Consider the following 26,353-nt stretch of genomic DNA (forward strand, 5'->3'; position numbering starts at 1 on the left):
CGGGGTCGGCGACCCCGTCCGCATGCTCTTAATCCATTGGGCGCCGTATGGTCCAGTTAACTATTAGGCAGCTTCGCGGAAACGATAGCCCACGCCATACAGCGTCTCGATCATATCAAAATCGAGGTCGACCATCTTGAATTTCTTGCGCAACCGCTTGATGTGGCTGTCGATCGTGCGGTCGTCGACATAGACCTGCTCGTCGTAGGCCGCGTCCATCAGGGCATCGCGGCTCTTGACCACGCCGGGGCGCTGCGCCAGCGAATGCAGGATGAGAAATTCGGTGACGGTGAGCGTAACCGGCTCGCCCTTCCAGGTGCAGGTATGGCGTTCCTGGTCCATGACGAGCTGTCCGCGTTCCAGCGAACGGGCCTGCTGCGCAGCACCCGGCTTTGCAGCGGCATTGCTGCCACCGGCAGCATTTGCGGCTTCGCGGGCGGAGGCACGGCGGAGAACGGCCTTGACGCGTTCGACCAGCAGGCGCTGTGAGAAGGGCTTGGTGATGAAGTCGTCGGCGCCCATCTTCAGGCCGAAAAGCTCGTCGATCTCTTCATCCTTCGAGGTCAGGAAGATCACGGGCAGGTCGGACTTCTGGCGCAGGCGGCGCAGGAGCTCCATGCCGTCCATGCGGGGCATCTTGATATCGAAGATCGCCAGTTGCGGCGGCCGGGCAAGCAGGCCGTCCAGCGCCGAAGCTCCGTCCGTATAGGTCTCTACCTTATATCCTTCTGCTTCCAAGGCAATCGATACGGAAGTCAGGATATTGCGGTCGTCGTCAACGAGCGCGATTGTCAACATGGTGTTCGTCTCCGTCATCAGTGCGCGTCTCCCGGATTTGGAATCCAGCCCAGGCGGTCTGCCAGCTCGGTCGGCGGTAACCTGGCGCGCTTATGGGGATAAAGGTGGAACAAATTGTGGCAAAGATAAAGGGGAGGATTGTTGCGGAGAAAAACCCTTGCGCAATAGTTGTGCGACGAAACGTCCCGCCACTCCTTATTCAAACGATTTAAAATTATCGAAATTTATTTAAATCGATTAAATAACTGATATCATTAAATATTTCTCTCTTCCGGCTCTTGTGCTTTTAAAAAGAGCCCTCTACGCTTTAGTTAGTTCTAACGGCCAAGCCCCTTTGTAGAGGAAAAAGTGATGGAGCAATTCGGCGTCCGCAATCCCGCGACTGAACTGGGATCGATCGGCCTGGGAGCCGCCGCCAGTGTGCGCTATAACCTCATGGAAGCTCATCTCTATGAAGAGGCGATTCGCCGTCATGAAGCCGATCTGACCGCCGATGGCGCGCTCAGGGCCTTGACCGGCCAGCACACCGGCCGTTCCCCGAAGGACAAGTTCGTGGTGCGTAACGCCACCACCGAAGACCAGATCTGGTGGGATAACAACAAGCCGATGTCGCCGGAGCATTTCGAGCTGTTGCATGAGGACATGCTGGCGCATGCGCGCGGCAAGGACCTGTTCGTGCAGGATCTGATCGGCGGCGCCGATGTCGAATATGCTTTGCCGACGCGCGTCGTCACCGAATTCGCCTGGCACTCGCTGTTCATCCGCAATCTGCTGATCCGCCCCGATCGCTCTGATCTCGAAAGCTTCGTGCCGCAGCTGACGATCATCGATCTGCCTAGCTTCCGCGCTGATCCGGAACGTCATGGCTGCCGCACGGAAACGGTGATCGCCTGCGACTTCGTCAACGGCATCGTCCTGATCGGAGGCACCTCCTATGCCGGCGAGATGAAGAAATCGGTGTTCACGGCGTTGAACTACATGCTGCCGGAGCGTGGCGTCATGCCGATGCATTGCTCGGCCAATGTCGGTCCCGAAGGCGATGCCGCTATCTTCTTCGGACTGTCGGGCACGGGCAAGACGACACTCTCGGCCGATCCCACCCGCACGCTCATCGGTGACGACGAGCATGGCTGGGGCGAAAACGGCATCTTCAATTTCGAAGGCGGCTGCTACGCCAAGACCATCCGCCTGTCGGCCGAAGCCGAACCGGAAATCTATGCCACGACCCGCCGTTTTGGCACCGTGCTTGAGAATGTCGTGCTCGACGAGCATGGTCGGCCGGATCTCGATGACGGCTCGCTGACGGAAAACACCCGCAGCGCCTATCCGCTGCATTTCATCCCGAATGCCTCGGAATCCGGTATCACCGGCCACCCCGAAACGATCATCATGCTGACGGCAGACGCTTTCGGCGTTATGCCGCCGATCGCCAAGCTGACGCCGGATCAGGCGATGTACCACTTCCTGTCCGGCTACACCGCCAAGGTCGCCGGCACGGAAAAGGGCGTCGTCGAGCCGGAAGCGACCTTCTCGACCTGCTTCGGCGCTCCTTTCATGCCGCGCCACCCGGCCGAATACGGCAACCTGCTCAAGGAGCTGATCGCCCGCCACGGTGCCCGTTGCTGGCTGGTCAACACCGGCTGGACCGGCGGCGCCTACGGGACCGGTCGTCGCATGCCGATCAAGGCAACCCGCGCATTGCTCGCCGCCGCCCTGAAGGGCGATCTCGACAATGTCGAATTCCGCACCGATGCGAATTTCGGCTTTGCGGTTCCGGTCGCGGTCGACGGCGTCGATACCGCCATCCTCGACCCACGCTCCACCTGGGCCGATGGTGAGGCCTATGATGCGCAGGCCAGGAAGCTGGTGCAGATGTTCGTCACCAACTTCGCGAAGTTCGAGGATCATGTGGACGGCAACGTCCGCGATGCGGCACCGGGGATGCCGGTCGCTGCAGAGTAAATAACCTTACGGGAGCAATGACTCACGTGAAACTCACCCGCCCTCGTGGTTCGAGACGGCCCTTTAGGCCTCCTCGCCATGAGGGCTGATCTTTTCTGCCCTGGCAGCAGTAACTCCGTCCTCATCCTTGAGGTGCATTTTAGTGCTGCGCGCGGAAATGCCTCGAAGGACGAGACGGTCCCAAACTCGCCACAACCGTATTTTCAACCGCGCACTGATGTGGGATAGACAGGCGCGGAGAAAATCATGGCCAGCGAAGCGCTTTACATCAACGACCGGATCACGATTGCCGGCTGGGAGCTGACGGAACAGTTCGTTCTGGCAGGCGGCCCCGGCGGCCAGAACGTCAACAAGGTCGCAACTGCAGTCCAACTTTTCTTCAACGTACAGAATTCCCCCTCGCTGACGGAGCGCGTCAAGGCCAATGCTGTCAGGCTCGCCGGCCGCCGCGTCTCAAAGGAAGGCGTGCTGATGATCGAAGCCAGCCGCTTCCGCAGCCAGGATCGCAATCGCGAGGATGCGCGCGAGCGCCTGAAAGAGCTGATCCTCGAAGCAGCCGCCCCGCCGCCGCCGCCGCGCAGAAAGACCAAGCCGACAAAAGGCTCCATCGAGCGCCGGCTGAAGGAAAAATCCGGCCGTTCCGAGGTCAAGAAGATGCGAGGCAAGGTCGGTGGCGACTAGGTTTGGTTTTCGGGCTGCGGTTCTGATTTGGCCGGGTAAAATGAGGCTTGTCAGGCAAGTTCGGTGTTGCCGTAACTCTGTGCCTGGCCCTCATCCTAACCTTCTCCCCGCATGCGGGGAGAAGGGACGACAGTGTGAACCACAGGCTTTCCCTTGAGTAACAGGTTTGAGGCAGATTAGGCTCCCTCGCCCCGCTTGCGGGGAGAGGGCTGGGGTGAGGGGCCATGCATGAAGGTACGGCAATGGCGCGCTGACCTGACCAGCAATGCTCAAAGGAAATATCGATGCAGCTCCCCAACGGAATTCGCCATCTGCCCGGATATCTCGATCGCCCCGCCCAGGAAGCGCTGGTTGAGGCCATCCGCGCAGTCGTGGCGGAGGCGCCGCTGTTCATGCCGGTCATGCCCGGTACTGGTAAGGAAATGTCGGTACGCATGACCAATTGCGGCCCGCTCGGCTGGGTAACGGACAAGCAGCGCGGCTACCGTTACCAGCCGGCGCATCCGGTCACCGGCCGTCCCTGGCCAGCCATACCGCCGCAACTGCTCGATCTCTGGAATGACATAGCAGGCTATGAAAAACCGCCGGAGGCCTGCCTCGTCAATTTCTATAGCGACGATGCTCGCATGGGCCTGCATCAGGATCGCGACGAACAGGATCTCAAGGCGCCCGTCCTGTCGGTCTCGCTCGGCAATACCTGTCTCTTTCGGGTCGGCGGGCTCAACCGCAATGACCGCACGCTATCCTTCAAGCTCGCGAGCGGCGATATCGTCGTTCTGGGCGGCGAAGGAAGATTGTGCTTTCACGGTGTCGACCGCATCTATCCGGCAACGTCGACATTGCTGAAGAATCGCGGGCGGATAAACCTGACTTTAAGGCGAGTGACCGCATAAATATTGCGGACAAACGCGGTTGGGGTGATCGTGACAAGACCGAGAGCTGAGCTATTTTTTGCGTCTCTGATCGTTGTATTGGGACTGGCGTGCGGTCTCTATCTCCAAAAGTGTCTGTGGACCCTGACGGCCGATGGGTTTTCCGTCATCTCAGATCGTCTCCCCTATTGGGATTTTACCAATCTCTGGGCGGGCACACGGATGGCTTTGAAGGGTAATGTGGGCTACCTGTTCGACGCTGAGGCCTATAGGCGAGAGCTTCGGCTGCTCCTATCGCCCTTACTGCCAAATCAAGAATGGAGCTATCCGCCCTCCATGCTTCTGATTGGTATTCCCTTTGCTGGATTGCCAATTTTCATTGCATATGTCCTGTGGACCTTGGGGACGCTCTTTCTACTACTTTTAGCAACAAAGCAGCTCGATCTTGTGTGGTGGGCGCGCCTTTTCATCGTTGTTTCGCCCGCAGCCATCATGGACGCTGTTTTCGGACAAAATGGTGCGCTGACGACGGCCCTGTTGCTGTCCGGGCTGCTTCTTGCTCCCAGCCGGCCGGTCATCGCTGGCATTTTGTTGGGCTTGCTGACCGTCAAGCCGCAATTGGGCGTGCTCGTGCCATTTTGTCTGCTTGCTGCCGGGAACTATCGCGCCATTCTTTCAGCTGGCGCGACGGCGCTGCTCCTGGTGATCGCCATAGGCCTATTGTTTGGCTTCGAGGTCTGGTCGTTGTTTTGGACTGAGACGCGCCCTCTGATGACGGCGATCCTGGAAGCACCGTTTCCGCAAGGCTACCAGATGAATGCGGTGACGTTTTTTATGCTGGCACGATCATTGGGGCTCGATCTCGCCGCGTCCTACTCGTTTCAATTGATCGCTTCCGTCGTCGCGACTACTGCGACCCTATGGCTTTGGCGTAGCGCGACGAAGGTCGACCATCGCAGCAAGGTCTGCCTGACGGCAATCCTGACACTCGTCGCTATGCCCTACGGCTATGTCTACGACACAATCCCGATAAGCGTCACCGTTGCATACTTTTTCTTCAATTATCGGGGTTTCCTGCTCTTTCTCGGCGTAGCCTGGCTTTATCCCGTGTTCAACCAACATGTCGCGGAGCTGATGGTGCCGATCGGAGCTCTGATATCGGCTGGGCTTGCTATATGCATGCTCATCCGCATCCTGCGCGATCAACGCTCACCAGATGTGGACATGGCGACGACGGCTGAGATCGCGAGCTAGAGCTTCCGCAGCGCCACCTGTTCGATCAGATGATTCTTGCCCTTCTGCAAGATAAGGTCGGCGCGGGGTCGCGTCGGCAGGATATTCTGGCGCAGGTTCTTCAGGTTGATGTTCTTCCAGAGCCCCTCGGCGATCGCCAGCGCTTCCTCCTCGCTGATCGAGGCGTAGCGGTGGAAGAAGGAGTTGGGATCGCGGAAGGCGGTCTCGCGCAGCCGCATGAAACGGGCGACATACCAATTGTGGATGAGTTCCTCGTCGGCATCGATATAGATCGAGAAGTCGAAGAAGTCCGAAACCATCGGCACGATCTTGCCGTCGGCCGGCAAATGCCGTGATTGCAGCACGTTGATGCCTTCGAAGATCAGGATGTCCGGGCGATCGACCGTCTTGAATTCGTTCGGCAGCACGTCATAGACGAGGTGCGAATAGGAGGGCGCCTGTACATTCGGCTGGCCGGCCTTGATCGCCGAGAGGAAGCGCAGGAGCGCCGCCGTATCGTAGCTTTCCGGAAAACCCTTGCGCTGCATCAGGTTGCGGCGCTGCAGCTCGGCATTCGGATAAAGAAAGCCGTCCGTGGTGACCAGATCGACCTTCGGGCTCGATGGCCAGCGGCCCAGCAATTCCTTCAGGATACGCGCCGTGGTGGATTTGCCGACGGCAACCGAGCCGGCGATGCCGATGACGAAGGGCGTCTTGGCGATATCGGAGAGGCTGAGGAAGCGATTGCGCTGCTCGAACAGGATCTGCGAGGATTCCACATGCGAGGACAAAAGCCGTGACAGCGACAGATAGATGCGTCGAACTTCGTCGAGATCGATCGGGTCGCCCATCGAGCGCAGCCGCGTCACTTCGTCGGCGGTCAGCGTCAGCGGCGTGTCGGCCCGGAATTTCGCCCATTCTTCCGAGGAGAAGAAATAGTAGGGCGAATAGGCTTTCGCCTGGAAAATATCGAGCGTCTCGGGCGCGGGCTGGGTCTTGGTCGCTATGGTCATCGCGTTCTTACCGGCTGGCCTTTTCCTGAAGGCCGGATTGGGCGGTGCGCCTTTCGAGCTCACCCATCACATTCTCTAACGGAATGCCCGCAATCTTCAATACGACCATAAGGTGATATAGCAGATCGGCCGCCTCGTAGGTGAGATTGTCGCGATCGTTGGTAACCGCAGCCATCACGGCCTCGATCGCTTCTTCGCCCAGCTTCTTGGCCGCTTTCGGCTGTCCGGCGGCAACAAGCTTCGCCGTCCAGGATTCGTCCGGCGAGGCCTTGGAGCGCTCCTCGACGATTCGCTCGAGGTCGGAAAGGGTAAATCCGCTCATCGCTCGCTGTCTCCTAATCCAGCCGCATCGGAATGCCGCGCTCGGCCATGTAGCGCTTGGCTTCGCCCACCGAATAGGTGCCGAAGTGGAAGATCGAGGCGGCAAGCACGGCCGTCGCATGGCCTTCCTTGACGCCGGCAACGAGATCGTCGAGATCGCCGACGCCGCCCGACGCGATGACGGGCACGCGCACCGCGTCGGCAATCGCCCGGGTCAGCTCCAGATCATAGCCGACCTTGGTGCCGTCGCGATCCATGGAGGTGACGAGCAGCTCGCCGGCGCCGCGCTCGACCATCTTGCGAGCAAAATCGACCGCATCGATGCCGGTCGCATTGCGGCCGCCGTGGGTATAGATCTCCCAGGCACTCAGATTGTCGCCGTCGAGCGCCTCGGTGCGCCGCCGCTTGGCATCGATCGATACGACGATGCACTGGTTGCCGAACTTGTCGGCCGCCTCGGCCACGAAATCCGGATTGTTGACGGCCGCCGAATTGATCGAAACCTTGTCGGCGCCGCAAAGCAGCAGCTTGCGGATATCGCCGATCGTGCGCACGCCGCCGCCGACCGTGACGGGCATGAAGCATTGCTCGGCCGTGCGCGCAACGACGTCGAAGATGGTGTCGCGATTGTCGGAGGAGGCGGTGATGTCGAGGAAGCAGAGCTCGTCGGCGCCGGCCGCATCATAGGCCTTGGCGGCTTCGACGGGATCGCCAGCATCGACGAGATTGAGAAAGTTGACGCCCTTGACGACGCGGCCGTCCTTGACGTCGAGGCAGGGGATGACGCGGGCTTTCAGGGTCATTGCGCTGCCTCCTTGGCCTGCTTGATCAGGGCCAGTGCCTCTTTCGGATCGATCCGGCCATCATAAAGCGCGCGGCCGGAAATCGCACCTTCCAGTTTGCGGGCATCTGGCTGGATCATGCGCTTGATATCGTCGAGCGAGGCAAGCCCGCCCGAGGCGATGACGGGGATGGAAACGGCATTGGCGAGTTCCAAAGTCGAGTCCCAGTTGATACCCGTGAGAATGCCGTCGCGATCGATATCGGTATAGATGATCGCGGCAACTCCGACGCCTTCGAATTTCTTGGCGAGCTCGATGACGCCGAGTTCGGAAGCCTCGGCCCAGCCCTCGACCGCCACCTTGCCGCCCTTGGCATCGATGCCGACGGCGATGTGGCCCGGATACCGCCGGCAGGCTTCGACGACGAGCGCCGGATCGCGCACGGCGACGGTGCCGAGGATGACGCGGGCAAGCCCGCGTGACAGCCAGTTTTCAATATGGTCGAGCGTGCGGATGCCGCCGCCGAGCTGCACCGGGTTCTTCGTTGCCTTGAGGATGGCGTCGACGGCAGCGCCGTTCACGGTCTCGCCGGCAAAGGCGCCGTTGAGGTCGACGACATGCAGCCATTCGAAGCCCTGGTCTTCAAAGGCTTTTGCCTGGGCGCCCGGATCAGGGTTGTAAACGGTCGCTTGGCTCATGTCGCCGAGCTTGAGGCGAACGCACTGGCCGTCCTTGAGGTCGATAGCGGGAAAAAGAATCATGATGTCTGTCCTTGGAGCGCGAGCCTTACGGCTTCCAGCGCAGAAAATTGGCGATCAGGGCAAGGCCGAGCTTCTGGCTCTTTTCCGGATGGAACTGGGCGCCGGCAATGTTGTCGCGGCCGACAAAAGCAGTCATCGGCCCGCCATAGTTCGTCGTCGCGATGACATCGTCGCCGTGGTCGGCGGCCAGATGGTAGGAATGGACGAAATAGGCATGCAGGCCGTCAGGCCCGGTCTCTATCCCGTCGAAGAGCGGGTGCGGGTGGCGGATATCCAGCGTGTTCCAGCCGATCTGCGGAATTTTCAGGTTGGGGTCGCTCGGCGTCATTTCCTTGACGTCGCCCTTGATCCAGCCGAAGCCCTGAGTAACAGTCTTTTCCAGCCCGCGCGACGACATCAGCTGCATGCCGACGCAGATGCCGAGGAAGGGATGGGCCTTGTGTTCGACGACGTCGATCACCGCTTCCGCCATGCCGGAAACGGCATCAAGGCCACGCCGGCAATCGGCATAGGCGCCGACGCCGGGAAGCACGATGCGGTCTGCGCTGGCAACGCGCTCGGCGTCGTCAGTCAGGTCGATCTCAGCGTCGATGCCTGCCTCGCGGGCAGCCCGCTCGAAAGCCTTGGTGGCCGAGCGTAGGTTGCCGGAACCATAATCGATAATCGCGACCCGCATGGTCAGCGTCCTCCGTCATAGCCGGGAAGGCCGAAGCTCGGGCCTGGGCGGCTGGTATTCGTGTTGGTGGCCGAGATATCCCAATTTTTCGTATGGATATCCGGGTTTGGTTCCTGGCTCAGGTGGGAAAAATGAATTTCCTCTGCAGTCGCCAAATCGTGTGCCGAGACGAGGTTTTCAACCTTCCAGCCGCGACCGATGAGGCGATCGCTGATCGCATGCGGGCCTTCGAGAGCGGCGAGAACATGAACACCAAGCAGAAGTGCCGCACCGGCAGCGATAAAGCCTGGCTGGCGCATCAGCTCCAGAGCAATGCCCTGCAGCAGAAAGGTGGCGATCGCATGCAGCCAGAGGCGGTTAACCAGCATCCAGAGCGTCGGAAACACGAACGCCTTCCATGAGAAGCCGTCGCGGATGAATCGCGTTTCGTCGCGATACCGATTCGATACTTCGGATCGGTTCGTCGCTCCTGGCGGAGTCAAAATCAGATAGCTTGCCATTCTTCACTTCCCCAGTTCGGGGCTCAGGCGAGCGTGCCTTTTGTCGAGGGCACCCGGCCTGCCTGCCGCGGATCGATCTCGGTTGCGGTGCGCAGAGCGCGCGCAACGGCCTTGAAGCATGTCTCGGCTATATGGTGATTGTTGGCGCCATAATGGTTGAGGATATGCAGGGTGATGCCGGCATTCTGCGCCAGTGCCTGGAAGAATTCGCGCACCAGCTCGGTGTCGAATGTGCCGATCTTCGGGGCGCTGAACGAAACGTTCCAGACGAGGAAAGGCCGGCCGGAGAGGTCGACGGCGGCTTTCGTCATCGTCTCGTCCATGGCGAGGTCGATCGAGGCGTAGCGGGTAATGCCGCGCCGATCGCCCAGCGCCTTGGCAATGGCCTGGCCGATCGCGATGCCGGTGTCTTCCACGGCATGATGATCGTCGACATGCAGGTCGCCCTTGGTGTCGATTTCCATGTCGATCAGCGAATGTCGCGACAGCTGTTCCAGCATATGGTCGAAGAAGCCGACCCCTGTCGAAATCGTCGATTTTCCGCTGCCGTCGATGTTGACGGAAACGGAGACCGAGGTCTCGTTGGTCTTGCGGGAAACGCTCGCCGTGCGGCTCGCTGCGGTCTCTGCCATGGGCTGCTCCATCGGAATACGGCCGTTCCTTATCAGGCGTATCGGGAAATATCCAGAAGTTACGCACGAGGCTTATGCGTTTAGCCGGCTTGCCGCCATTATTCGGGCGCGGTCACCATTTGCAATCGCCAAAACCCCTCTTACATAGGTGCTGACGGGGCCGATAAGCGGCCCGGCAGAAAGCCCGCCGAAACGGGGGCAAACAGGTGTTACATGACGACAATCGTGACTATTCGCAAGAACGGCAAGGTGGTGATGGCTGGTGATGGCCAGGTGAGCCTTGGCCAGACGGTAATGAAGGGCAATGCGCGCAAGGTTCGCCGCATCGGCAAGGGCGATGTCATCGCCGGTTTCGCCGGCGCGACCGCCGATGCCTTCACCCTGCTCGAACGTCTTGAGAAGAAGCTCGAACAATATCCCGGCCAGTTGATGCGTGCCGCCGTCGAGCTTGCCAAGGACTGGCGCACCGACAAGTATCTGCGCAACCTCGAAGCCATGATGCTGGTGGCCGATAAGAGCGTCACGCTCGCCATCACCGGCAACGGCGATGTGCTTGAGCCAGAACACGGCGCACTCGCCATCGGTTCCGGCGGCAATTATGCGCTCGCCGCCGCTCGCGCGTTGATGGATAGCGACAAGTCTGCCGAAGATGTCGCCCGCCGCGCTCTCGATATCGCTGCCGACATCTGCGTTTACACCAACCATAACGTGGTGGTCGAAACGCTGGATGCCGAAGCCTAAGACGTTCCTCTCTTGATAGTTTCTAGCCCTGACAGGGAACACGCGAAATGACCACTTTTTCCCCCCGCGAGATCGTTTCCGAACTCGATCGCTATATTGTCGGCCAGCATGAGGCCAAGCGCGCCGTGGCGATTGCCTTGCGCAATCGCTGGCGCCGCCAGCAGCTCGAGCCCGAGCTGCGCGACGAAGTCATGCCGAAGAACATCCTGATGATCGGCCCGACCGGTGTCGGTAAGACGGAAATCTCCCGCCGCCTTGCGAAGCTTGCCGGCGCGCCTTTCATCAAGGTCGAAGCCACCAAGTTTACCGAAGTCGGCTATGTCGGCCGCGATGTCGAGCAGATCGTCCGCGATCTGGTCGAAGTCGGCATTGGTCTGGTGCGCGAAAAGAAGCGCGCCGAGGTGCAGGCCAAGGCGCATATGAGCGCCGAAGAGCGCGTCCTTGATGCGCTGGTTGGTGCCACGGCATCGCCCGCGACGCGCGACAGCTTCCGCAAGAAGCTGCGCGACGGCCAGCTTGATGATAAGGAAATCGATATCGAAGTTGCCGATACCGGCTCCGGCATGCCCGGCGGTTTCGAAATCCCCGGCATGCCCGGCGCCAATATCGGCGTGCTCAACCTGTCGGAAATGTTCGGCAAGGCCATGGGCGGCCGCACCAAGAAGGTGCGCACCACGGTCAAGGATTCCTACAAGGAACTCGTGCGCGACGAATCCGACAAGTTGATCGACAATGAGGCGATCCAGCGCGAGGCCGTGCAATCGGCCGAGAATGACGGCATCGTCTTCCTTGACGAGATCGACAAGATCGCGGCTCGCGATGGCGGCATGGGTGCCGGTGTCTCCCGCGAAGGCGTGCAGCGCGACCTGCTGCCGCTGGTCGAAGGCACGACGGTTTCGACGAAGTATGGCCCGGTCAAGACCGACCATATCCTCTTCATCGCATCCGGCGCATTCCACGTCTCGAAGCCGTCGGATCTGCTGCCGGAATTGCAGGGCCGTCTGCCGATCCGCGTCGAACTCCGTCCTCTGACCAAGGAAGACTTCCGCCGCATCCTCACCGAGCCGCAGGCAAGCCTCATCCGCCAGTACAAGGCATTGATGGAAACGGAAGACCTGAAGCTCGACTTCACCGACGATGCGATCGATGCGCTCGCCGATGTCGCCGTGCATCTGAACTCGACCGTCGAGAATATCGGCGCCCGTCGTCTGCAGACGGTGATGGAGCGGGTGCTTGACGAGATTTCCTATAATGCCTCGGATCGCGCCGGCGTATCGGTAACCATCGATGCCACCTATGTCCGCGAGCATGTCGGCGACCTCGCAACCAACACCGATTTGTCGCGCTTCATCCTGTGAGCAGGCGTTCCAAGGCGGGTTAGAATAGTAAACACTCGACAGCGGGCCGTTAACTTTTTAGTTAGGGGCCCGTTTCTTTGTGTCGCATGGCTTTATTCGGCCAAGATTATCCTTCAGGCAGCCGCACGGAAACATCGGTGGAAACTTCGACGGGACAGCCATCTTGCGACGGATACTGATCACTCTTCTTCTGGCAGTTGTCAGCCTCTCCTGGATCCCCGCCTATGCGGAGGCCGCGACCTCGGTGCCTCCCGGCAACCGCAATGTCGAGCAGCCGCCGGTGCCTGGCGCCTCGGTGCGACGCACGCGTGGCACCAATTCCACCTTCGACCGCAAGTACCAGAAGGTACGGGAGCTGCTGGCGACCGATACGAAGCTGATGTCGAAGATCAAGTCGACGGCGCGGGCCTATGGCATCGATCCGATCCATATTATCGGCGCACTGGTCGGTGAGCATACCTATAATGTCGACGCCTATGACGGGCTGCAGTCCTATTACGTCAAGGCGGCATCCTATGCCGGCCAGAGCTTCCGCTTCGCCTATAATGGCGAAAACGTCGACGATTTCGTCGCCCGACCGCAATTCGATGCCTGCAAGGGCAAGGGCGATTCCTACAGCCTCTGGACCTGTCGCGAGGATGTCTGGGAAGACGATTTCCGCGGCAAGACGGTCGGCGGCAAATCCTATCCCGACAATCGCTTCAGCGCTGTCTTCTTCCAGCCCTTCTATGCCGGCCAGACGTTTGGCCTCGGCCAGGTCAATCCGCTGACGGCGCTTGAGTTATCGGATCTCGTCAGCCGCACCTCGGGCATTCCCAAGCTCAGCGAGAAGGATGCCGGCGGCGTCTACAAGGCGATCATGGATCCGGATCTGTCGCTTGCCTTCGTCGCAGCCTCTATCCGCAAGTCGATCGACGATTACCGCTCGATTGCCGGCATGGATATTTCGGGCAATCCGGGCATCACCGCTACACTCTATAATCTTGGCAATTCCCGCAAGCGCGCCGCCGCCCTTGCCGCCAAGAACCGCGGCTCCTCGCAGCCGGTCTGGCCAGAAGAGAATTACTATGGCTGGCTCATCAATGATAAGCTCAGCGACCTGAAGTCGCTGCTCTGAGCATAGCGGCGCGGCGTTTTATCGTCTGGATTTTGCCGGCGGCGTTTCCCATATCGGATAAGCGCGCCGTTCCAGCGGCTTAGATTAAGCGACGGCTGCTTTTTAAGGAGAATTGATCTGATGGACATGATTCCGGAAGCCTTCTCCCCGCCGGCGCCGATCCCGCGCACCGTGCCGCCATCGCGCTTGACGATCATCCGCACCATCCTGCGCAATCCGCTCGAACTCTGGGGCGAGCCCTCCTATACGCTGCCCTGGATCAAGACCAAGTTCTTCAACGAGCGGACGCTGATCGTCAATGATCCCGGGCTTATCAAGCATGTTCTGGTCGACAACGCCTCCAACTACCGCATGGCCGATATCCGCCAGCTTGTGCTGAGGCCGATCCTGCGCGATGGGCTGCTGACGGCGGAAGGGCCTGTCTGGAAGCGTTCGCGCAAGGCTGTCGCGCCGGTGTTCACGCCGCGCCACGCCCAGGGCTTCGCTGGCCAGATGCTCAGCCAAAGCCTCGACTATGTGAAGAAATACGAAGATGTCGGCAGCGAAGGGACGGTTTTCGATATCGCCGCCGATATGACCGAGCTAACCTTCGTCATCCTGGCGGAAACCTTGTTTTCCGGCGAAATCGTCACCGAAAGCGCAAATTTCTCGGATGACGTCAACGAGCTTCTGCATCGCATGGGCCGGGTCGATCCCATGGATCTCTTGCGCGCGCCGGCCTGGGTGCCGCGCCTCACTCGCATCGGCGGCCAGCGCATGCTCGACAAATTCCGCGGCATCGTCCGCAACACTATGGACCAGCGCCTGGACAAGATGCGCCGGGATCGCGCCAGCGCGCCCGATGATTTCCTGACGTTGCTGCTCGAAAAGGCCGGCCCCGACGGGCTGACGATGGAGGAGATCGAGGACAATATCCTCACCTTCATCGGCGCCGGTCACGAGACGACGGCGCGCGCACTCGCCTGGACGCTCTATTGCGTCGCCAACAGTCCGCATATTCGTGATGCCATGGAAGAGGAAATCGACCGGGTGCTGGCGACGGATGCCGAGCCGGTCGCCTGGCTCGACCTGATGCCGCATGTCCGCGCCGCCTTCGAGGAGGCGATGCGCCTCTATCCGCCGGCACCGTCGATCAATCGTGCCGCCATCGCCGATGACGAATGGACGAACGCCAAGGGCGAGCGCGTGACGATGGAAAAGGGGATCACGGTCCTCATCATGCCCTGGACGCTGCATCGCCACGAACTCTACTGGGAAAAGCCGCGCGCCTTCATGCCGGAGCGCTTTCTTCCGGAAAACCGCGCCAAGATCAACCGCTTCCAATATCTGCCTTTCGGAGCAGGTCCCCGCGTCTGCATCGGCGCGACATTCGCGCTGCAGGAAGCCGTCATCGCCCTTGCCGTGATGATGCATCGCTTCCGCTTCGATCTGACTGACGAGACCGATCCCTGGCCGGTGCAGAAGCTGACGACGCAGCCGCGCGGTGGTCTGCCGATGCGGGTGACGAGACGATAGGGCGCGCGCTTTATCCCGCCCCTGGCAGGCGGGAAAGCAATTTCTTGGGATTAGGCGAGGGCTCGTCCCTCGTCTAATTCTTAGAAATTGCAAGGGCGGGGGTAGGCAGGGGCGCACCGTGCCAGACATCATTCGAGCAAGAAAAGACCCCCTCTCTTGCAATTTCAATGATTTAGAAATTGCGCCGAGTTTTGGGCGTGTGGAACTTCCGATGCCGCAATTCCTAAACCAATGAAATTGCTTTCTCGCCCGCCAAGGGCGAGATAGGCTCTGCGCTCGCCGCTTCGTTCATATCTCCATAGACGTTGTGGAAGTTTATAGTCATTACCCGGCCCAGAGGTTTTATATCAGCGTGACGTCTCACTTCCTGCTCGGCATCGATACGGGTGGAACCTACACCGATGCCGTTCTCTTCCATGAAACCGATGGCGTGATCGCCAAGGCGAAATCGCTGACCACGCGGCATGATCTGGCTGTCGGCATTGCGGGCGCCGTCGATGCGGTCATTGCCAAGGCCAACATTCCGGTCTCGGCGATCGGCCTCGTGTCGCTCTCGACAACACTTGCCACCAATGCATTGGTCGAAGGGCAGGGCGGCCGCGCCGGACTGGTCATGATCGGTTTCGGCCCCGAGGATCTCAAGCGTGATGGTTTGGCGGAGGCGCTGGGGTCAGATCCGGTGATCTATCTTCCCGGCGGCCACAATGTGCATGGCAATGAAAACCCGCTCGATCTGGCGGCATTGCAGGAAGCTTTGCCGGATCTGGCGAAGTCGGTCTCTTCCTTCGCTGTTGCCGGCTATTTCGCCGTGCGGAATCCGGCTCATGAAATCAGGGTGCGCGATTGCATCCGCGAGATCTCACATCTGCCCGTCACCTGCAGCCATGAGCTTTCATCGAAGCTGGGCGGCCCGCGCCGCGCCTTGACGACGCTGCTCAATGCCCGCCTCGTCTCGATGATCGACCGTCTCGTTGGCGCCTGCGAGGGATTTCTGGAAACGCGCGGAATTTCCGCGCCGATGATGGTGGTGCGCGGCGACGGCGCTCTGATTTCCGCGGCCGAGGCCAAGCTGCGGCCGATCGAAACCATTCTGTCCGGTCCCGCCGCGAGCCTCGTCGGCGCGCGTTATCTCACCGGACTCGACAATGCCGTCGTCTCCGACATTGGCGGCACCACGACAGACGTCGCCGTCATGGACGATGGCCGGCCGCGGCTCGATGCCGATGGCGCCGTGGTCGGCGGCTATCGCACCATGGTCGAGGCCGTTGCCATGCGCACCTACGGTCTCGGCGGCGATTCCGAAGTGAAGATCAACGATCGTGGCCTCGTCGCCGCTTTCGAGCTTGGCCCGCGCCGCCTGCTGCCGCTCAGCCTCGCCGCCCATATGCACGGAGCTGCCGTGCTTGAGGTGCTGGAGCAGCAGCTGCGGGCGACGCATCTTGCCCGCAATGCCGGCCGTTTCGCGCTGCGCACCGGCGTGCCGGATCATCTGGCAAGCGGCCTGACGGCGCCGGAGCAGGCGCTGTTCGACCGCATCGGCAATGTGCCCGTGGCGCTCGACAAGCTCCTGACGATGACGTCGCAGAAGGCGACGCTGGATCGGCTTGTCGCACGCGGCCTCGTGCATTTGAGCGGTCTTACGCCCTCCGACGCGATGCATGTGCTTGGCGGACAGGGCCAGTGGAACGCCGAGGCGGCCCGCCTCGGCCTGGCGCTGGCGATGCGGCTGAAGGATGGGTCTGGGCGCCCCATAGCTGCATCTGTCGAGGAATTGGCGGAAAAAATCGTCGATCGCCTCACTCGCCAATCCGCAGATGTGATCCTCGCCGCCTGTCTTGCCGAGGATGGTGTCGCCGATCTCAATCCCGCCAAATCCATCTCCATCGATCGCGCGCTTCGCCGTGCGCCGGGGATTGCCCGGTTCGCCATTTCGCTCGATCGCCCGCTTGTCGGGCTCGGTGCTTCCGCTCCGGTCTATTATCCCGCCATTGCCGAGATGCTGGCGAGCGAAAGTGCTATTCCCGATGATTCGGATGTGGCGAATGCCGTCGGTGCCGTCGTCGGTCAGGTCCGCACGAGCGTCACCGTTTTCGTCACCATGCCGGAGGATGGCATCTATGTGCTGAACGGCGCGGGCGAAAGCCTGCGCTTCACCGACGAGGAGCGGAGTTTTGCCGATGCCCGCTCACGCGCTATCGAGGCGGCGATGGCGCAGGCAAGGCTCAATGGCGCCGTGGATCTGGTGGTCTCCGTGGACGAGCAGGTGGACGCGCCGGAGGTAGAAGGCAGTCGCAAGCTGATCGAGGCCCGGTTCATGGCGACCGCCACCGGCCGTCCGCGAATCGCCACGGATTGATTATTTCCCGAAAGGCATAAATCTTTCGAATTATCTCCAAATTGACGGAGAGCGAAACCGGAAGCAAAGTGGCAGCATGTAAATAGTGGGCCGTAACACGGCTTTTAGGAGTATTAGGCATGAGCCGCATTGAGAAAAACGGGCTGCAGATCGAATCGGTCCTTTATGATTTCCTCGTCAAGGAGGCCCTTCCGGGCTCTGGCGTGGATGCCGACGCTTTCTTCGCCGGTTTCTCTGACATCGTCCACGATCTGGCGCCGCGCAACCGCGAGCTGCTCGCCAAGCGCGACCGGATGCAGGCAGCGCTCGACGACTGGTATCGCAAGAATGGCGCGCCGATTGACCTCGCCGGCTACGAAGCCTTCCTGCGCGACATCGGCTATATCGTACCAGAAGGTGCCGCCTTTGCCGTTTCGACCGCCAATGTCGATCCCGAGATCTCGCAGATTGCCGGCCCGCAGCTGGTCGTTCCCGTCATGAACGCCCGCTATGCCCTTAACGCCGCCAATGCCCGCTGGGGATCGCTCTACGATGCGCTTTACGGCACGGACGCCATTCCCGAGACCGATGGCGCCGAAAAGGGCAGGGGTTATAATCCCAAGCGCGGCGAGAAGGTTATCGCCTGGGCTCGGGACTTCCTCGATTCCGCCGTGCCGCTTGCCGGCGCGAGCTGGAAGGACGTCACCGATTTTGCCGTCAAGGACGGTGCCCTGGCCATCACCACCAAGACGGGCTCGGCGGCGCTCGCGGATCGCAGCCATTTCGCCGGCTATCTCGGCGATGCGGCCAACCCGTCGCATATCCTGCTGAAGCAGAACGGCATCCATATCGAAGTTGCCATTGACCCGAGCACCGCGATCGGCAAGGCCGATCCGGCCGGCATTTCCGACGTACGTCTGGAATCGGCGATCACGACCATCATGGATTGCGAGGATTCGATCGCTGCCGTCGATGCCGAGGACAAGGCCGAGGTCTATCGCAACTGGCTCGGCCTGATGAAGGGCGATCTCACCGAAGTAGTCGCCAAGGGCGGCAAGACCTTCACGCGCCGGCTGAACCCCGATGTCACCTATACCGCGCCGGATGGCAGCACATTCGATCTGCATTGCCGCTCCCTCATGCTGGTGCGCAATGTCGGCCACCTGATGACCAATCCGGCCATTCTCGATCGCGATGGCAACGAGGTGCCGGAAGGCATCATGGATGCCGTCATCACCGGCCTGATCGCGCTCTACGACATCGGTCCGAACGGCCGCCGCCAGAATTCGCGCACCGGCTCGATGTATGTCGTCAAGCCGAAGATGCACGGCCCGGAAGAGGTCGCCTTCGCGGTCGATATCTTCACGCGCGTCGAAGACCTGCTCGGCATGCCCAGAAACACCATGAAGATGGGCATCATGGACGAGGAGCGCCGCACCACGGTCAACCTCAAGGAAGCGATCCGCGCCGCCCGCGAGCGCGTCGTCTTCATCAATACCGGCTTCCTCGATCGCACCGGCGATGAAATCCATACCTCGATGGAAGCCGGCCCGATGATCCGCAAGGGCGACATGAAGCAGGCGGCCTGGATCGGCGCCTATGAGAACTGGAACGTCGACATCGGCCTCGAATGTGGCCTCTCCGGCCATGCGCAGATCGGCAAAGGCATGTGGGCCATGCCGGACCTCATGGCGGCGATGCTCGAACAGAAGATCGCCCACCCGAAGGCGGGCGCCAACACCGCCTGGGTGCCGTCGCCGACGGCGGCGACCTTGCATGCCACGCACTATCACCGCGTCAACGTCGCCGACGTGCAGAAGAGCCTGAAGAGCCGTACCCGCGCCAAGCTCTCCGATATCCTCTCCGTGCCGGTCGCCTCGCGGCCGAACTGGACGCCGGAAGAAATCCAGCGCGAGATCGACAACAACAGCCAAGGCATCCTCGGCTACGTCGTCCGCTGGGTCGATCAGGGCGTCGGCTGCTCAAAGGTTCCGGACATCAACAATGTCGGCCTCATGGAAGACCGTGCCACCCTGCGCATCTCGGCACAGCACATGGCCAACTGGCTGCATCACAAGGTCATCACCCAAGCGCAGATTCTGGAGACGATGAAGCGCATGGCCGCCGTGGTCGATCAGCAGAATGCCGATGATCCCCATTATATCGCCATGTCAGGCAATTTCGACGGCTCGATCGCCTTCCAGGCGGCCCTCGATCTCGTCCTCAAGGGACGCGAGCAGCCGAACGGCTATACCGAACCGGTCCTGCATCGCCGCCGCATCGAGCTGAAGGCAAAGCAGGCAGGGTGAGCCTTCTCTCCGTCAGAGGCCACCTCGATCCTTCGAGGCCTTGTCGTCTGCGCTGACGCTTTGACGGCAAGGCACCTCAGGATGAGGTGGGGAGAGCCTTACGGCGAGGGGAGGAGATCAGCCCTCATCCTGAGGTGCGCAGCCAAAGGCGAAGCCTCGAAGGACGAGGGCGGGTTGGAGTGGCATAGCATCGACCCAAGTTTCCCAAACAAAAAAGGCCACCGGATCGCTATCCGGCGGCCTTTCTCAATCCGAATGTCTAGTGATTACTGGATCACGATGACCTTGGTGCTGCGGCCCGGAAGGACGCGGCTGTAGAGATCGATCACGTCCTGATTGATCAGGCGGATGCAGCCCGAGGAGGCAGCGGTGCCGATCGAAGCCCATTCCGGCGTGCCGTGCAGGCGGAACAGCGTGTCCTGACCCTTCTCGTTATAGAGATACATGGCGCGTGCGCCGAGCGGGTTGGAAAGGCCCGGGTTCATGCCGCCATCGACATACTTTGCGATTTCCGGACGACGAACAGCCATTTCCTTCGGCGGATGCCAATTCGGCCATTCCTGCTTCCAGGCGACGTAAGCCGTGCCGGACCAGGAGAAGCCCTGCTTGCCGACGCCGATGCCGTAGCGCATCGCTTCGCCATTGCCGAGGATGTAGTACAGATGACGCTCGCGCGTATTGACGATGATCGTGCCTTCAGACTCATCCGTCTTGTACTCGACGATCTGGCGGCGGAACTGCGGCTTCACCTTCTGGATCGGGATCGCTGGCAGCTGAAAGCCATTGTCAGTCGTCACACCATAGTCGCCATCGAAGGTCTTGATGGTCTCGGTGGCCGAATTTGCGGTAGCGGCCGGCGCTGCTGCGGCAGTGGTGGCATAGCCAGCCGATGCGAGCATTGCGACAAGGCCGAGTGCAGTCATAGCATTACGGATGCGCATGGAAGTCTCTTGAATTTTCGTGGCGGGAAACGGATGGCTATCAACCATCTTTGTCTAAAGTTTATTTTCCATTAAACTTGGCTTTGCAAGCTGCTGTGGCCCTACAAAAATAGCGCCGGCGCGCAAATTAGAAGGACATGGTTTTTTTGCAACAACGCCAGGCCTGTCCCCGAGACAATTCATGACGATTTTGAACGTTTACAATAACAATCCGTTAATAGATGGCCGGCAGTCGGAACGCGCCATGCTTGTACGCAAAGGCGTGCAACTATTACTGCACGACATGCGCCACGCCGTGCTACCGGAGCTGCCGCTCGCCAGCGGCCGCCGCGCCGACCTCATCAGCCTCTCGGAAAAGGGCGAGATCTGGATCATCGAGATCAAGACTTCGATCGAGGATTTCCGCGTCGACCGCAAATGGCCCGAATACCGGCAGCATTGCGACCGGATGTTCTTCGCGACGCACAAGGATGTGCCGCTGGATATCTTCCCCGAGGATTGCGGGCTGTTTCTATCGGATGGTTATGGCGCTCACATCATCCGCGAAGCGCCGGAGCATCGCCTGCCGCCAGCGACGCGCAAGTCGGTGACGCTCAATTTCTCGCGCGCTGCCGCCCAGCGCCTGCTATTGGCCGAATGGGCGACTGGCAAGTCTTTCGCTTCCGAATAGGTCATTTTCCAGCGCAATTCCGGACGGAAAACCGCTGCACACTTTTCCTGGAATTGCTCTATTTCGGCGCCCGCTTGGCAAGGATGCGCTGCAGCGTCCGGCGATGCATGTTGAGCCGGCGGGCCGTCTCGGAAACATTGCGCTCGCACATTTCATAGACACGCTGGATATGCTCCCAGCGCACGCGATCCGCCGACATCGGATTTTCGGGCACTTCGGCCTTCTCGCCGGGGCGCTGCGTCAGCGCGGCATAGACGTCGTCGGCATCGGCGGGCTTGGCGAGATAGTCGAGCGCGCCCAGCTTGACGGCGGTCACCGCCGTCGCGATGTTGCCATAGCCCGTCAGCACTACGATATGCGTGTCGTCACGCCGCTGGCGGATGGCTTCGATCACGTCGAGCCCGTTGCCGTCGCCAAGGCGAAGGTCGACCACGGCATATTTCGGCGGGGTCGCCTTGGATTTGGCAACGCCTTCCGCCACCGATTCCGCCGTCTCGACTGCAAAGCCGCGTGCCTCCATCGCCCGCGCCAGCCGGCGCAGAAAGGGACCGTCGTCATCGACGATCAGCAATGTGGCATCGGGGCCAATATGGCCCTCGGCATCCTTGGCCCCGGCCTGCGGGGCAACGCTTTCCTTATCCGTCATTTTATCTTCTATCCCGGCGACCATCCGCCTGCATATTCAACCGATTTTGACGATCGCAGTTTTAAGCCGCGAAAATCATTTTGTCGAATTACTGTCGATTAACACGCGCGGCCATTCGACGCGGACGCGCGCACCCGGCGTCTCCGGATCGCGATTGCCGAAGGAAAGTGCCGCCCCCGAGCGCTCGAGCAGCGTCTTGGCGATGAAGAGCCCGAGCCCGAGGCCGCCTGCCGTGTCGTCGCGCTGGCGTGAGGTGACATAGGGCTCGCCGATCCGCGCCAGTATTTCCGGCGAATAACCGCTGCCATCATCCTCGATGACGATGGTCAGGGTTTCGGTCGTGTATTCCACCGTGACGGTCACCGTTTTGCGGGCGTAGTCGACCGCATTTTCGATGAGGTTGCCGAGGCCGTACATGATGCCGGCATTGCGTGACAGCACAGGTTCGCCGGAACGCGGGCTCTTTTCGATGAATTCCAGGTTGATGCCGAACTCGCGATGTGGCGCGATGATCTCCTCCATCATCGACGACAGCGTCAGCCGCCGCATATGTGCTTCGTCCTCGGAAGAGAGCGTCGTTAGGCGCCGCAGGATATCGCGGCAACGTTCGCTCTGGCTGCGCAGCAGCGCCACATCTTCGCGGAACCGGTCATCCTCCCTGAGCTCCCGCTCCATCTCCTTGGCGACGACGCTGATCGTCGCCAGCGGCGTGCCGAGCTCGTGCGCCGCCGCCGCCGCCAGCCCATCCAGCTGCGACAGGTGCTTTTCCCGCTGCAGCACCAGTTCCGTCGCCGAAAGGGCGTCGGCAAGCTGCGAGGCTTCCATGGAGACGCGATAGGCATAGAAGGCGGCAAAGGCCATGGTGGAGGCGATGGAGCACCAGACGCCGAGCTGCATGACACTATGCACGCTGACCGCGACACCCTCGTACCAGGGCAGCGGGAAGGGCGAGAAGGCAAGGCCGGTGATGCAGATCATCGCCAGTACGATCAGCGGCATACTGTAGCGGATCGGTTGCGAGGCGAAGGAAATGATGACGGGTACGCAGACCAGCGCCGAGAAGGGGTTGGCAAGCCCGCCGGTGATCAGCAGCAGCCCGCAGAGCTGCAGGAGATCGAGGCTGAGCAGCGCGAAGGCCGCCGGTGGCTCCAGCCGGTGCGTCGGCGGGTAGCGCAGCGTCAGGAAGAAATTGATCCAGGCAAGGCAGGCAATTAGCACGCAGCAGGGCAGCAGCGGCATCGGAAATTTCAGCCAGAAGGCGACGATCATGACCGTCACTGTCTGGCCGCCGACGGCAAGCCAGCGCAGGCGCACCAGCGTCTGCAGTCTCAGCCGCCGGCTGGTATGATGGCCCTCCTGCGCCTTCATTTCGGCTTCGGAGAGTTTTTCCAGCCCTCGAAAGAAGCGTGCCATCGTCAGGTCCCCCTTGGCTTGGCGCGTGTCGTCGGCAGGGCCTCGGCTGGATCTTCCGGCCAGGGATGCCGCGGGTATCGCCCGCGCATATCGGCGCGCACATCCTTCCAGGATCCGGCCCAGAAGCCCGGCAGGTCGCGCGTCGTCTGGATGGGGCGATGCGCCGGCGATGTCAATTCCAGCACCAGCGGCAACCTGCCGCCGCCAATGGCCGGATGCTGCTTCAATCCGAACAGCTCCTGCACGCGAATGGTCAAAAGTGGTTCCTCGCCGTCATATTGAATGGGATGGCGCTGGCCGGTCGGCGCCTCGAAATGCGTCGGCGCCATCCGAGAGAGATCACGCTGCAGCTCGTGCGGCACCAGCGAGATCAACCCGTTGGAAAGCCCGCCGGCTGAGATGTCGGAGAGGCCGCGCGCCTCGGTCTGAAACGGCGAGAACCATTCGTCGAGCCGTGTGAGCAGCGCCTCGTCGCTCATGTCGGGCCAGGGCTCGCCGATCGTCCTGTATAAGAAGCCGATTCTGTCCCTCAGCTGCGCCGCCTCCTTGGAAAAAGGCAGGATGTCGATCCCGAGTTCGCGAATACCTTCGGCGAGCGCCCTCGCCGCCTGCTCGCCGGAAGGCCGGGGCAGAGGCGTCTCCTCGAAGATGATGGCGCCAAGCCTTGTCGCGCGGCGCGCCCGTACCTGACGGCTCGCTTTGTCGAAGAAGCTCTGATCCTCGGTGCGGATCTCGCCCGGCAGGTGTTCTTCGACATCGGCGCGGGAAATCTCCGCCGCCGCCAGAATACGCGCCTGCGCCGCACGTCCGGTCAGATCGGCAATGACGAGCATCGGTGCACCGGCAAGCCGTTCGGTCTCCGGCAGCTCCGCGCCGCGCCCATTCGCCATGACGAAACGGCCTCTACCGCCGCGTTGCAGGGCGATGCGATCGGGAAAGGCATGCAGCAGCAGCGTGCCGGCGAGCGGAGGGGCAGAAGAGGGAGTGCCGTTATTACCATCGGCAGCCTGAGCGAGGCGCCCCGCAAGACGACGCGCAGCCTCGGCCCGCTCGCCTTTCTCCGTCTTGAAGCGCCGCAGCCGGTCTTCCAGGTCGATGCTCGATCCACCGAGCCCCTGTTCCGTCAGCAGCACGGCAAGCAATGCCGCTTCGCGTGCCTGGCCGAATTCGCCAGCCGAGATGACCATCGCCGCCAGCCGCGGCGGCAAGGCAAGCTCGCGCATCAGCCGGCCGCGCGCCGTCAGCCCGTTGTCCGCGTCGAGCGCTCCCAGCTGCCGCAGCAGAGCTCGTGCTTCAGCAAGCGTCGTTGCCGGCGGTTGGTCAACAAGGGCGAGCGTTGCCGGATCCTGCACACCCCAATGGGCCAGATCGAGAGCCAGGCCGGAAAGATCACTCGAAAGGATCTGTGGTGGCGTGAAGGCAGGCAGCGCCGCCGTCTGGCCCGGATGCCACAGGCGGATGGCAATGCCCGGCTCGGTTCGCCCGGCGCGCCCGGCCCGCTGGTCAGCCGAGGCGCGCGACACGCGCACGGTCTCAAGCCGCGTAATTCCGGTCGAGGCCTCGAAGACCGGCAGACGCTGCAGCCCGCTATCGATGACGATGCGCACGCCGTCGATGGTGATCGAGGTTTCGGCGATCGATGTGGCCAGTACGATCTTGCGTGTGCCCTGTGGCGCGGGCCGGATCGCCGCATCCTGTTCCTTCTGGCTGAGATTGCCGTAAAGTGGTGCGATCATCGTCTCCGGCCCAAACCGCCCTTCGAGCCTTTCCGCCGTCCGCGTAATTTCCGCCTGCCCAGGCAGGAAGGCAAGGATCGAGCCCTTTTCGCTCGCATGCGTGTCTAGGATCGCCCGCGTCACCGTATCCTCGACCCGCTCGCCCGCCGGCCGATCCTGATGGCGGATATCGATCGGGAAGCTGCGGCCCATGCTCTCGATGACGGGTGGATGATTAAGCAGGGTCGCGACACGCTCTACATCCAGCGTCGCCGACATGACGACGATGCGCAGATCCTCCCTGAGCGCCGATTGCACATCGAGCGCCAGCGCCAGGCCGAAATCGGCATCCAGCGAGCGCTCATGGAATTCGTCGAAGATGACGGTGGAGATGCCGGAGAGTTCGGGATCGTCGAGGATCATCCGCGCGAACACGCCTTCCGTCACCACTTCTATACGGGTCTTGGAGGAGATACGGTTGTCGAGCCGCATGCGGTATCCCACGGTATCGCCCACCTGTTCGCCGAGCAGCGAGGCCATGCGGGCAGCAGCGGCCCTTGCCGCCAGCCGCCGCGGCTCCAGAAGGATGATCCTGTCATCGCCGCGCCAGGCCTCGCCTAATAGATAAGGCGGCACGAGCGTGGTCTTGCCTGCGCCGGGTGGCGCGGAAAGCACCGCGCGTCGTTTGTTGGCGAGCGCGGTGCCGATATCGGCAAGCACATGCGAGACCGGCAGCTCCGGCAATGGAGGCACTCTATATGTCACGCCTGCCTGCCCCATATATGTTCATAGGCGAAGACCTGCATTTGCCGGGTCGGCGCTGCCTGCGCCCGCTTTCTATCGAGAAGCACCATGTCCGCTCCCTTCAATCTCTCGATTTCTATTAGGTCCTGGGTGTCCGGCTGGCAATGAGAGGCAGGTCCGGTGCTGTAACGGGGGCGCGAGGACCTCTCTATAAGGGGTTATCTGGACGATTCCGGCGGTCGGCGTAAAATGAATCCTGAAATTGCGGCCTTTCGAGGTAAAATTCTCCATCATTTCCGCGGCTCCGACAAAACAATCTTATAAATCAATTACTTACAAAAATGTCAGAATTTTTACAGTTGGAGTGTTGACTAGTTCGGGGTGGGGGGTCTATAAGCCCGATCACTGACGAGGGCGGCGGCGCTGCTGGCGACGAAGTCCTTCGCTCTAGTGTTTCCTTGATTGGCTGCGATGCTGATTGTTGGTTCTGGGCTTGGCCTGGGATTGAAGGAAGTTCTGTTTCGACTGGGTTTTTCTGGTCTGTTATTTGACAATTGAAGATGAGAAGAAAGAGAAACGTGGGCGGCGAAGCTTGCGGGACCTGAAGAGATTTGGGTC

General features: G+C 61.1%; 23 protein-coding genes. 11 read left to right on the top strand and 12 right to left on the bottom strand.

The features are described 5' to 3' along the window. Positions 1-63 precede the first annotated feature (63 nt). Positions 64-798 carry a response regulator transcription factor gene (locus GA0061103_RS31195; RefSeq protein WP_208603597.1) on the bottom strand — a complete coding sequence of 245 codons (735 nt, stop codon included), beginning with the start codon at positions 796-798 and terminating at the stop codon, positions 64-66. A 351-nt stretch (positions 799-1,149) separates the two neighbouring features. Here GA0061103_RS31195 and GA0061103_RS31200 point away from each other — a divergent pair, with 351 nt between their 5' ends. The 4 genes from GA0061103_RS31200 (at position 1,150) to GA0061103_RS31215 (ending at position 5,567) form a co-directional block, all read left to right on the top strand. Further along, entirely contained in the window at positions 1,150-2,760 is a 1,611-nt protein-coding gene (locus tag GA0061103_RS31200) for a phosphoenolpyruvate carboxykinase (RefSeq protein WP_092718808.1), read from the top strand. A gap of 246 nt (positions 2,761-3,006) precedes the next feature. Next, positions 3,007-3,441: an alternative ribosome rescue aminoacyl-tRNA hydrolase ArfB gene (gene arfB, locus GA0061103_RS31205; protein ID WP_092718812.1), complete on the top strand. Its 435-nt coding sequence runs from the start codon at positions 3,007-3,009 to the stop codon at positions 3,439-3,441. Between the two features lie 284 nt (positions 3,442-3,725). Beyond that, positions 3,726-4,334: an alpha-ketoglutarate-dependent dioxygenase AlkB family protein gene (locus GA0061103_RS31210; RefSeq protein WP_092718815.1), complete on the top strand. Its 609-nt coding sequence runs from the start codon at positions 3,726-3,728 to the stop codon at positions 4,332-4,334. A gap of 201 nt (positions 4,335-4,535) precedes the next feature. Then, positions 4,536-5,567: a glycosyltransferase family 87 protein gene (locus tag GA0061103_RS31215; protein WP_245304923.1), complete on the top strand. Its 1,032-nt coding sequence runs from the start codon at positions 4,536-4,538 to the stop codon at positions 5,565-5,567. Here the strand turns inward: GA0061103_RS31215 and coaA are convergent. From coaA to hisB, 7 genes are read right to left on the bottom strand one after another with little or no spacing between them, the layout of a single operon-like run. Beyond that, the gene (gene coaA / locus GA0061103_RS31220; protein WP_075853308.1) at positions 5,564-6,559 is read right to left on the bottom strand and encodes a type I pantothenate kinase; all 996 of its coding nucleotides are present in this window, start codon (positions 6,557-6,559) and stop codon (positions 5,564-5,566) included. The two genes, GA0061103_RS31215 and coaA, sit on opposite strands and share 4 nt — an antisense overlap. 7 nt (positions 6,560-6,566) lie before the next feature. Then, positions 6,567-6,881, bottom strand: coding sequence for a phosphoribosyl-ATP diphosphatase (locus GA0061103_RS31225; protein WP_092718818.1), 315 nt, complete (start codon positions 6,879-6,881; stop codon positions 6,567-6,569). 13 nt (positions 6,882-6,894) lie between these two features. Next, the gene (gene hisF, locus GA0061103_RS31230; protein WP_092718821.1) at positions 6,895-7,683 is read right to left on the bottom strand and encodes an imidazole glycerol phosphate synthase subunit HisF; all 789 of its coding nucleotides are present in this window, start codon (positions 7,681-7,683) and stop codon (positions 6,895-6,897) included. Continuing rightward, positions 7,680-8,423, bottom strand: a complete 744-nt coding sequence (gene hisA, locus GA0061103_RS31235) for a 1-(5-phosphoribosyl)-5-[(5-phosphoribosylamino)methylideneamino]imidazole-4-carboxamide isomerase (RefSeq protein WP_092718824.1) — start codon at positions 8,421-8,423, stop codon at positions 7,680-7,682. The genes hisF and hisA overlap by 4 nt, the downstream gene beginning before the upstream one ends. A gap of 25 nt (positions 8,424-8,448) precedes the next feature. Continuing rightward, a complete protein-coding gene (hisH, locus tag GA0061103_RS31240; protein WP_092718828.1) occupies positions 8,449-9,099 on the bottom strand; it encodes an imidazole glycerol phosphate synthase subunit HisH in 651 nt (216 codons plus the stop codon). Between the two features lie 2 nt (positions 9,100-9,101). Further along, on the bottom strand, positions 9,102-9,599 hold the full coding sequence (locus tag GA0061103_RS31245; RefSeq protein WP_092718832.1) for a DUF2628 domain-containing protein: 498 nt from the start codon (positions 9,597-9,599) through the stop codon (positions 9,102-9,104). Positions 9,600-9,622: 23 nt separating this feature from the next. Continuing rightward, entirely contained in the window at positions 9,623-10,231 is a 609-nt protein-coding gene (gene hisB / locus GA0061103_RS31250; protein ID WP_015338215.1) for an imidazoleglycerol-phosphate dehydratase HisB, read from the bottom strand. 213 nt (positions 10,232-10,444) lie between these two features. Here hisB and hslV point away from each other — a divergent pair, with 213 nt between their 5' ends. From hslV to GA0061103_RS31280, 6 genes are all read left to right on the top strand, one after another. After that, positions 10,445-10,972, top strand: a complete 528-nt coding sequence (hslV, locus tag GA0061103_RS31255; protein WP_092718835.1) for an ATP-dependent protease subunit HslV — start codon at positions 10,445-10,447, stop codon at positions 10,970-10,972. A 47-nt stretch (positions 10,973-11,019) separates the two neighbouring features. Further along, positions 11,020-12,330, top strand: a complete 1,311-nt coding sequence (gene hslU, locus GA0061103_RS31260; RefSeq protein ID WP_092718839.1) for an ATP-dependent protease ATPase subunit HslU — start codon at positions 11,020-11,022, stop codon at positions 12,328-12,330. 163 nt (positions 12,331-12,493) lie between these two features. Beyond that, positions 12,494-13,447: a DUF1402 family protein gene (locus GA0061103_RS31265; protein WP_092718843.1), complete on the top strand. Its 954-nt coding sequence runs from the start codon at positions 12,494-12,496 to the stop codon at positions 13,445-13,447. 120 nt (positions 13,448-13,567) lie between these two features. Further along, positions 13,568-14,962, top strand: a complete 1,395-nt coding sequence (locus tag GA0061103_RS31270) for a cytochrome P450 (protein ID WP_092718848.1) — start codon at positions 13,568-13,570, stop codon at positions 14,960-14,962. A gap of 352 nt (positions 14,963-15,314) precedes the next feature. Then, complete coding sequence (locus GA0061103_RS31275) at positions 15,315-17,318, top strand: hydantoinase/oxoprolinase N-terminal domain-containing protein (RefSeq protein WP_092718914.1); 2,004 nt, start codon at positions 15,315-15,317, stop codon at positions 17,316-17,318. Between the two features lie 119 nt (positions 17,319-17,437). After that, complete coding sequence (locus GA0061103_RS31280) at positions 17,438-19,606, top strand: malate synthase G (RefSeq protein WP_092718853.1); 2,169 nt, start codon at positions 17,438-17,440, stop codon at positions 19,604-19,606. Positions 19,607-19,872: 266 nt separating this feature from the next. On the opposite strand, the gene GA0061103_RS31285 is transcribed toward GA0061103_RS31280, so the two are convergent. After that, positions 19,873-20,547 carry a L,D-transpeptidase gene (locus GA0061103_RS31285; protein ID WP_092718919.1) on the bottom strand — a complete coding sequence of 225 codons (675 nt, stop codon included), beginning with the start codon at positions 20,545-20,547 and terminating at the stop codon, positions 19,873-19,875. A gap of 181 nt (positions 20,548-20,728) precedes the next feature. On the opposite strand from GA0061103_RS31285, the gene GA0061103_RS31290 reads away from it, so the two are divergent. Next, positions 20,729-21,217 (top strand): MmcB family DNA repair protein, encoded by a 489-nt coding sequence (locus tag GA0061103_RS31290; protein ID WP_092718857.1) that lies wholly within the window; start codon positions 20,729-20,731, stop codon positions 21,215-21,217. Between the two features lie 58 nt (positions 21,218-21,275). Here the strand turns inward: GA0061103_RS31290 and GA0061103_RS31295 are convergent, their stop codons facing one another. The 3 genes from GA0061103_RS31295 to hrpB form a co-directional block, all read right to left on the bottom strand. Further along, complete coding sequence (locus GA0061103_RS31295) at positions 21,276-21,863, bottom strand: ActR/PrrA/RegA family redox response regulator transcription factor (RefSeq protein ID WP_092718861.1); 588 nt, start codon at positions 21,861-21,863, stop codon at positions 21,276-21,278. A gap of 75 nt (positions 21,864-21,938) precedes the next feature. Beyond that, on the bottom strand, positions 21,939-23,231 hold the full coding sequence (locus GA0061103_RS31300; RefSeq protein WP_208603598.1) for an ActS/PrrB/RegB family redox-sensitive histidine kinase: 1,293 nt from the start codon (positions 23,229-23,231) through the stop codon (positions 21,939-21,941). A gap of 47 nt (positions 23,232-23,278) precedes the next feature. Next, complete coding sequence (gene hrpB / locus GA0061103_RS31305; RefSeq protein ID WP_092718867.1) at positions 23,279-25,771, bottom strand: ATP-dependent helicase HrpB; 2,493 nt, start codon at positions 25,769-25,771, stop codon at positions 23,279-23,281. Between the last annotated feature and the right edge of the window lie 582 nt (positions 25,772-26,353).

Source organism: Martinezella multihospitum, from assembly GCF_900094585.1.
GTDB classification, from domain to species: Bacteria; Pseudomonadota; Alphaproteobacteria; order Rhizobiales; family Rhizobiaceae; genus Rhizobium; species Rhizobium multihospitium.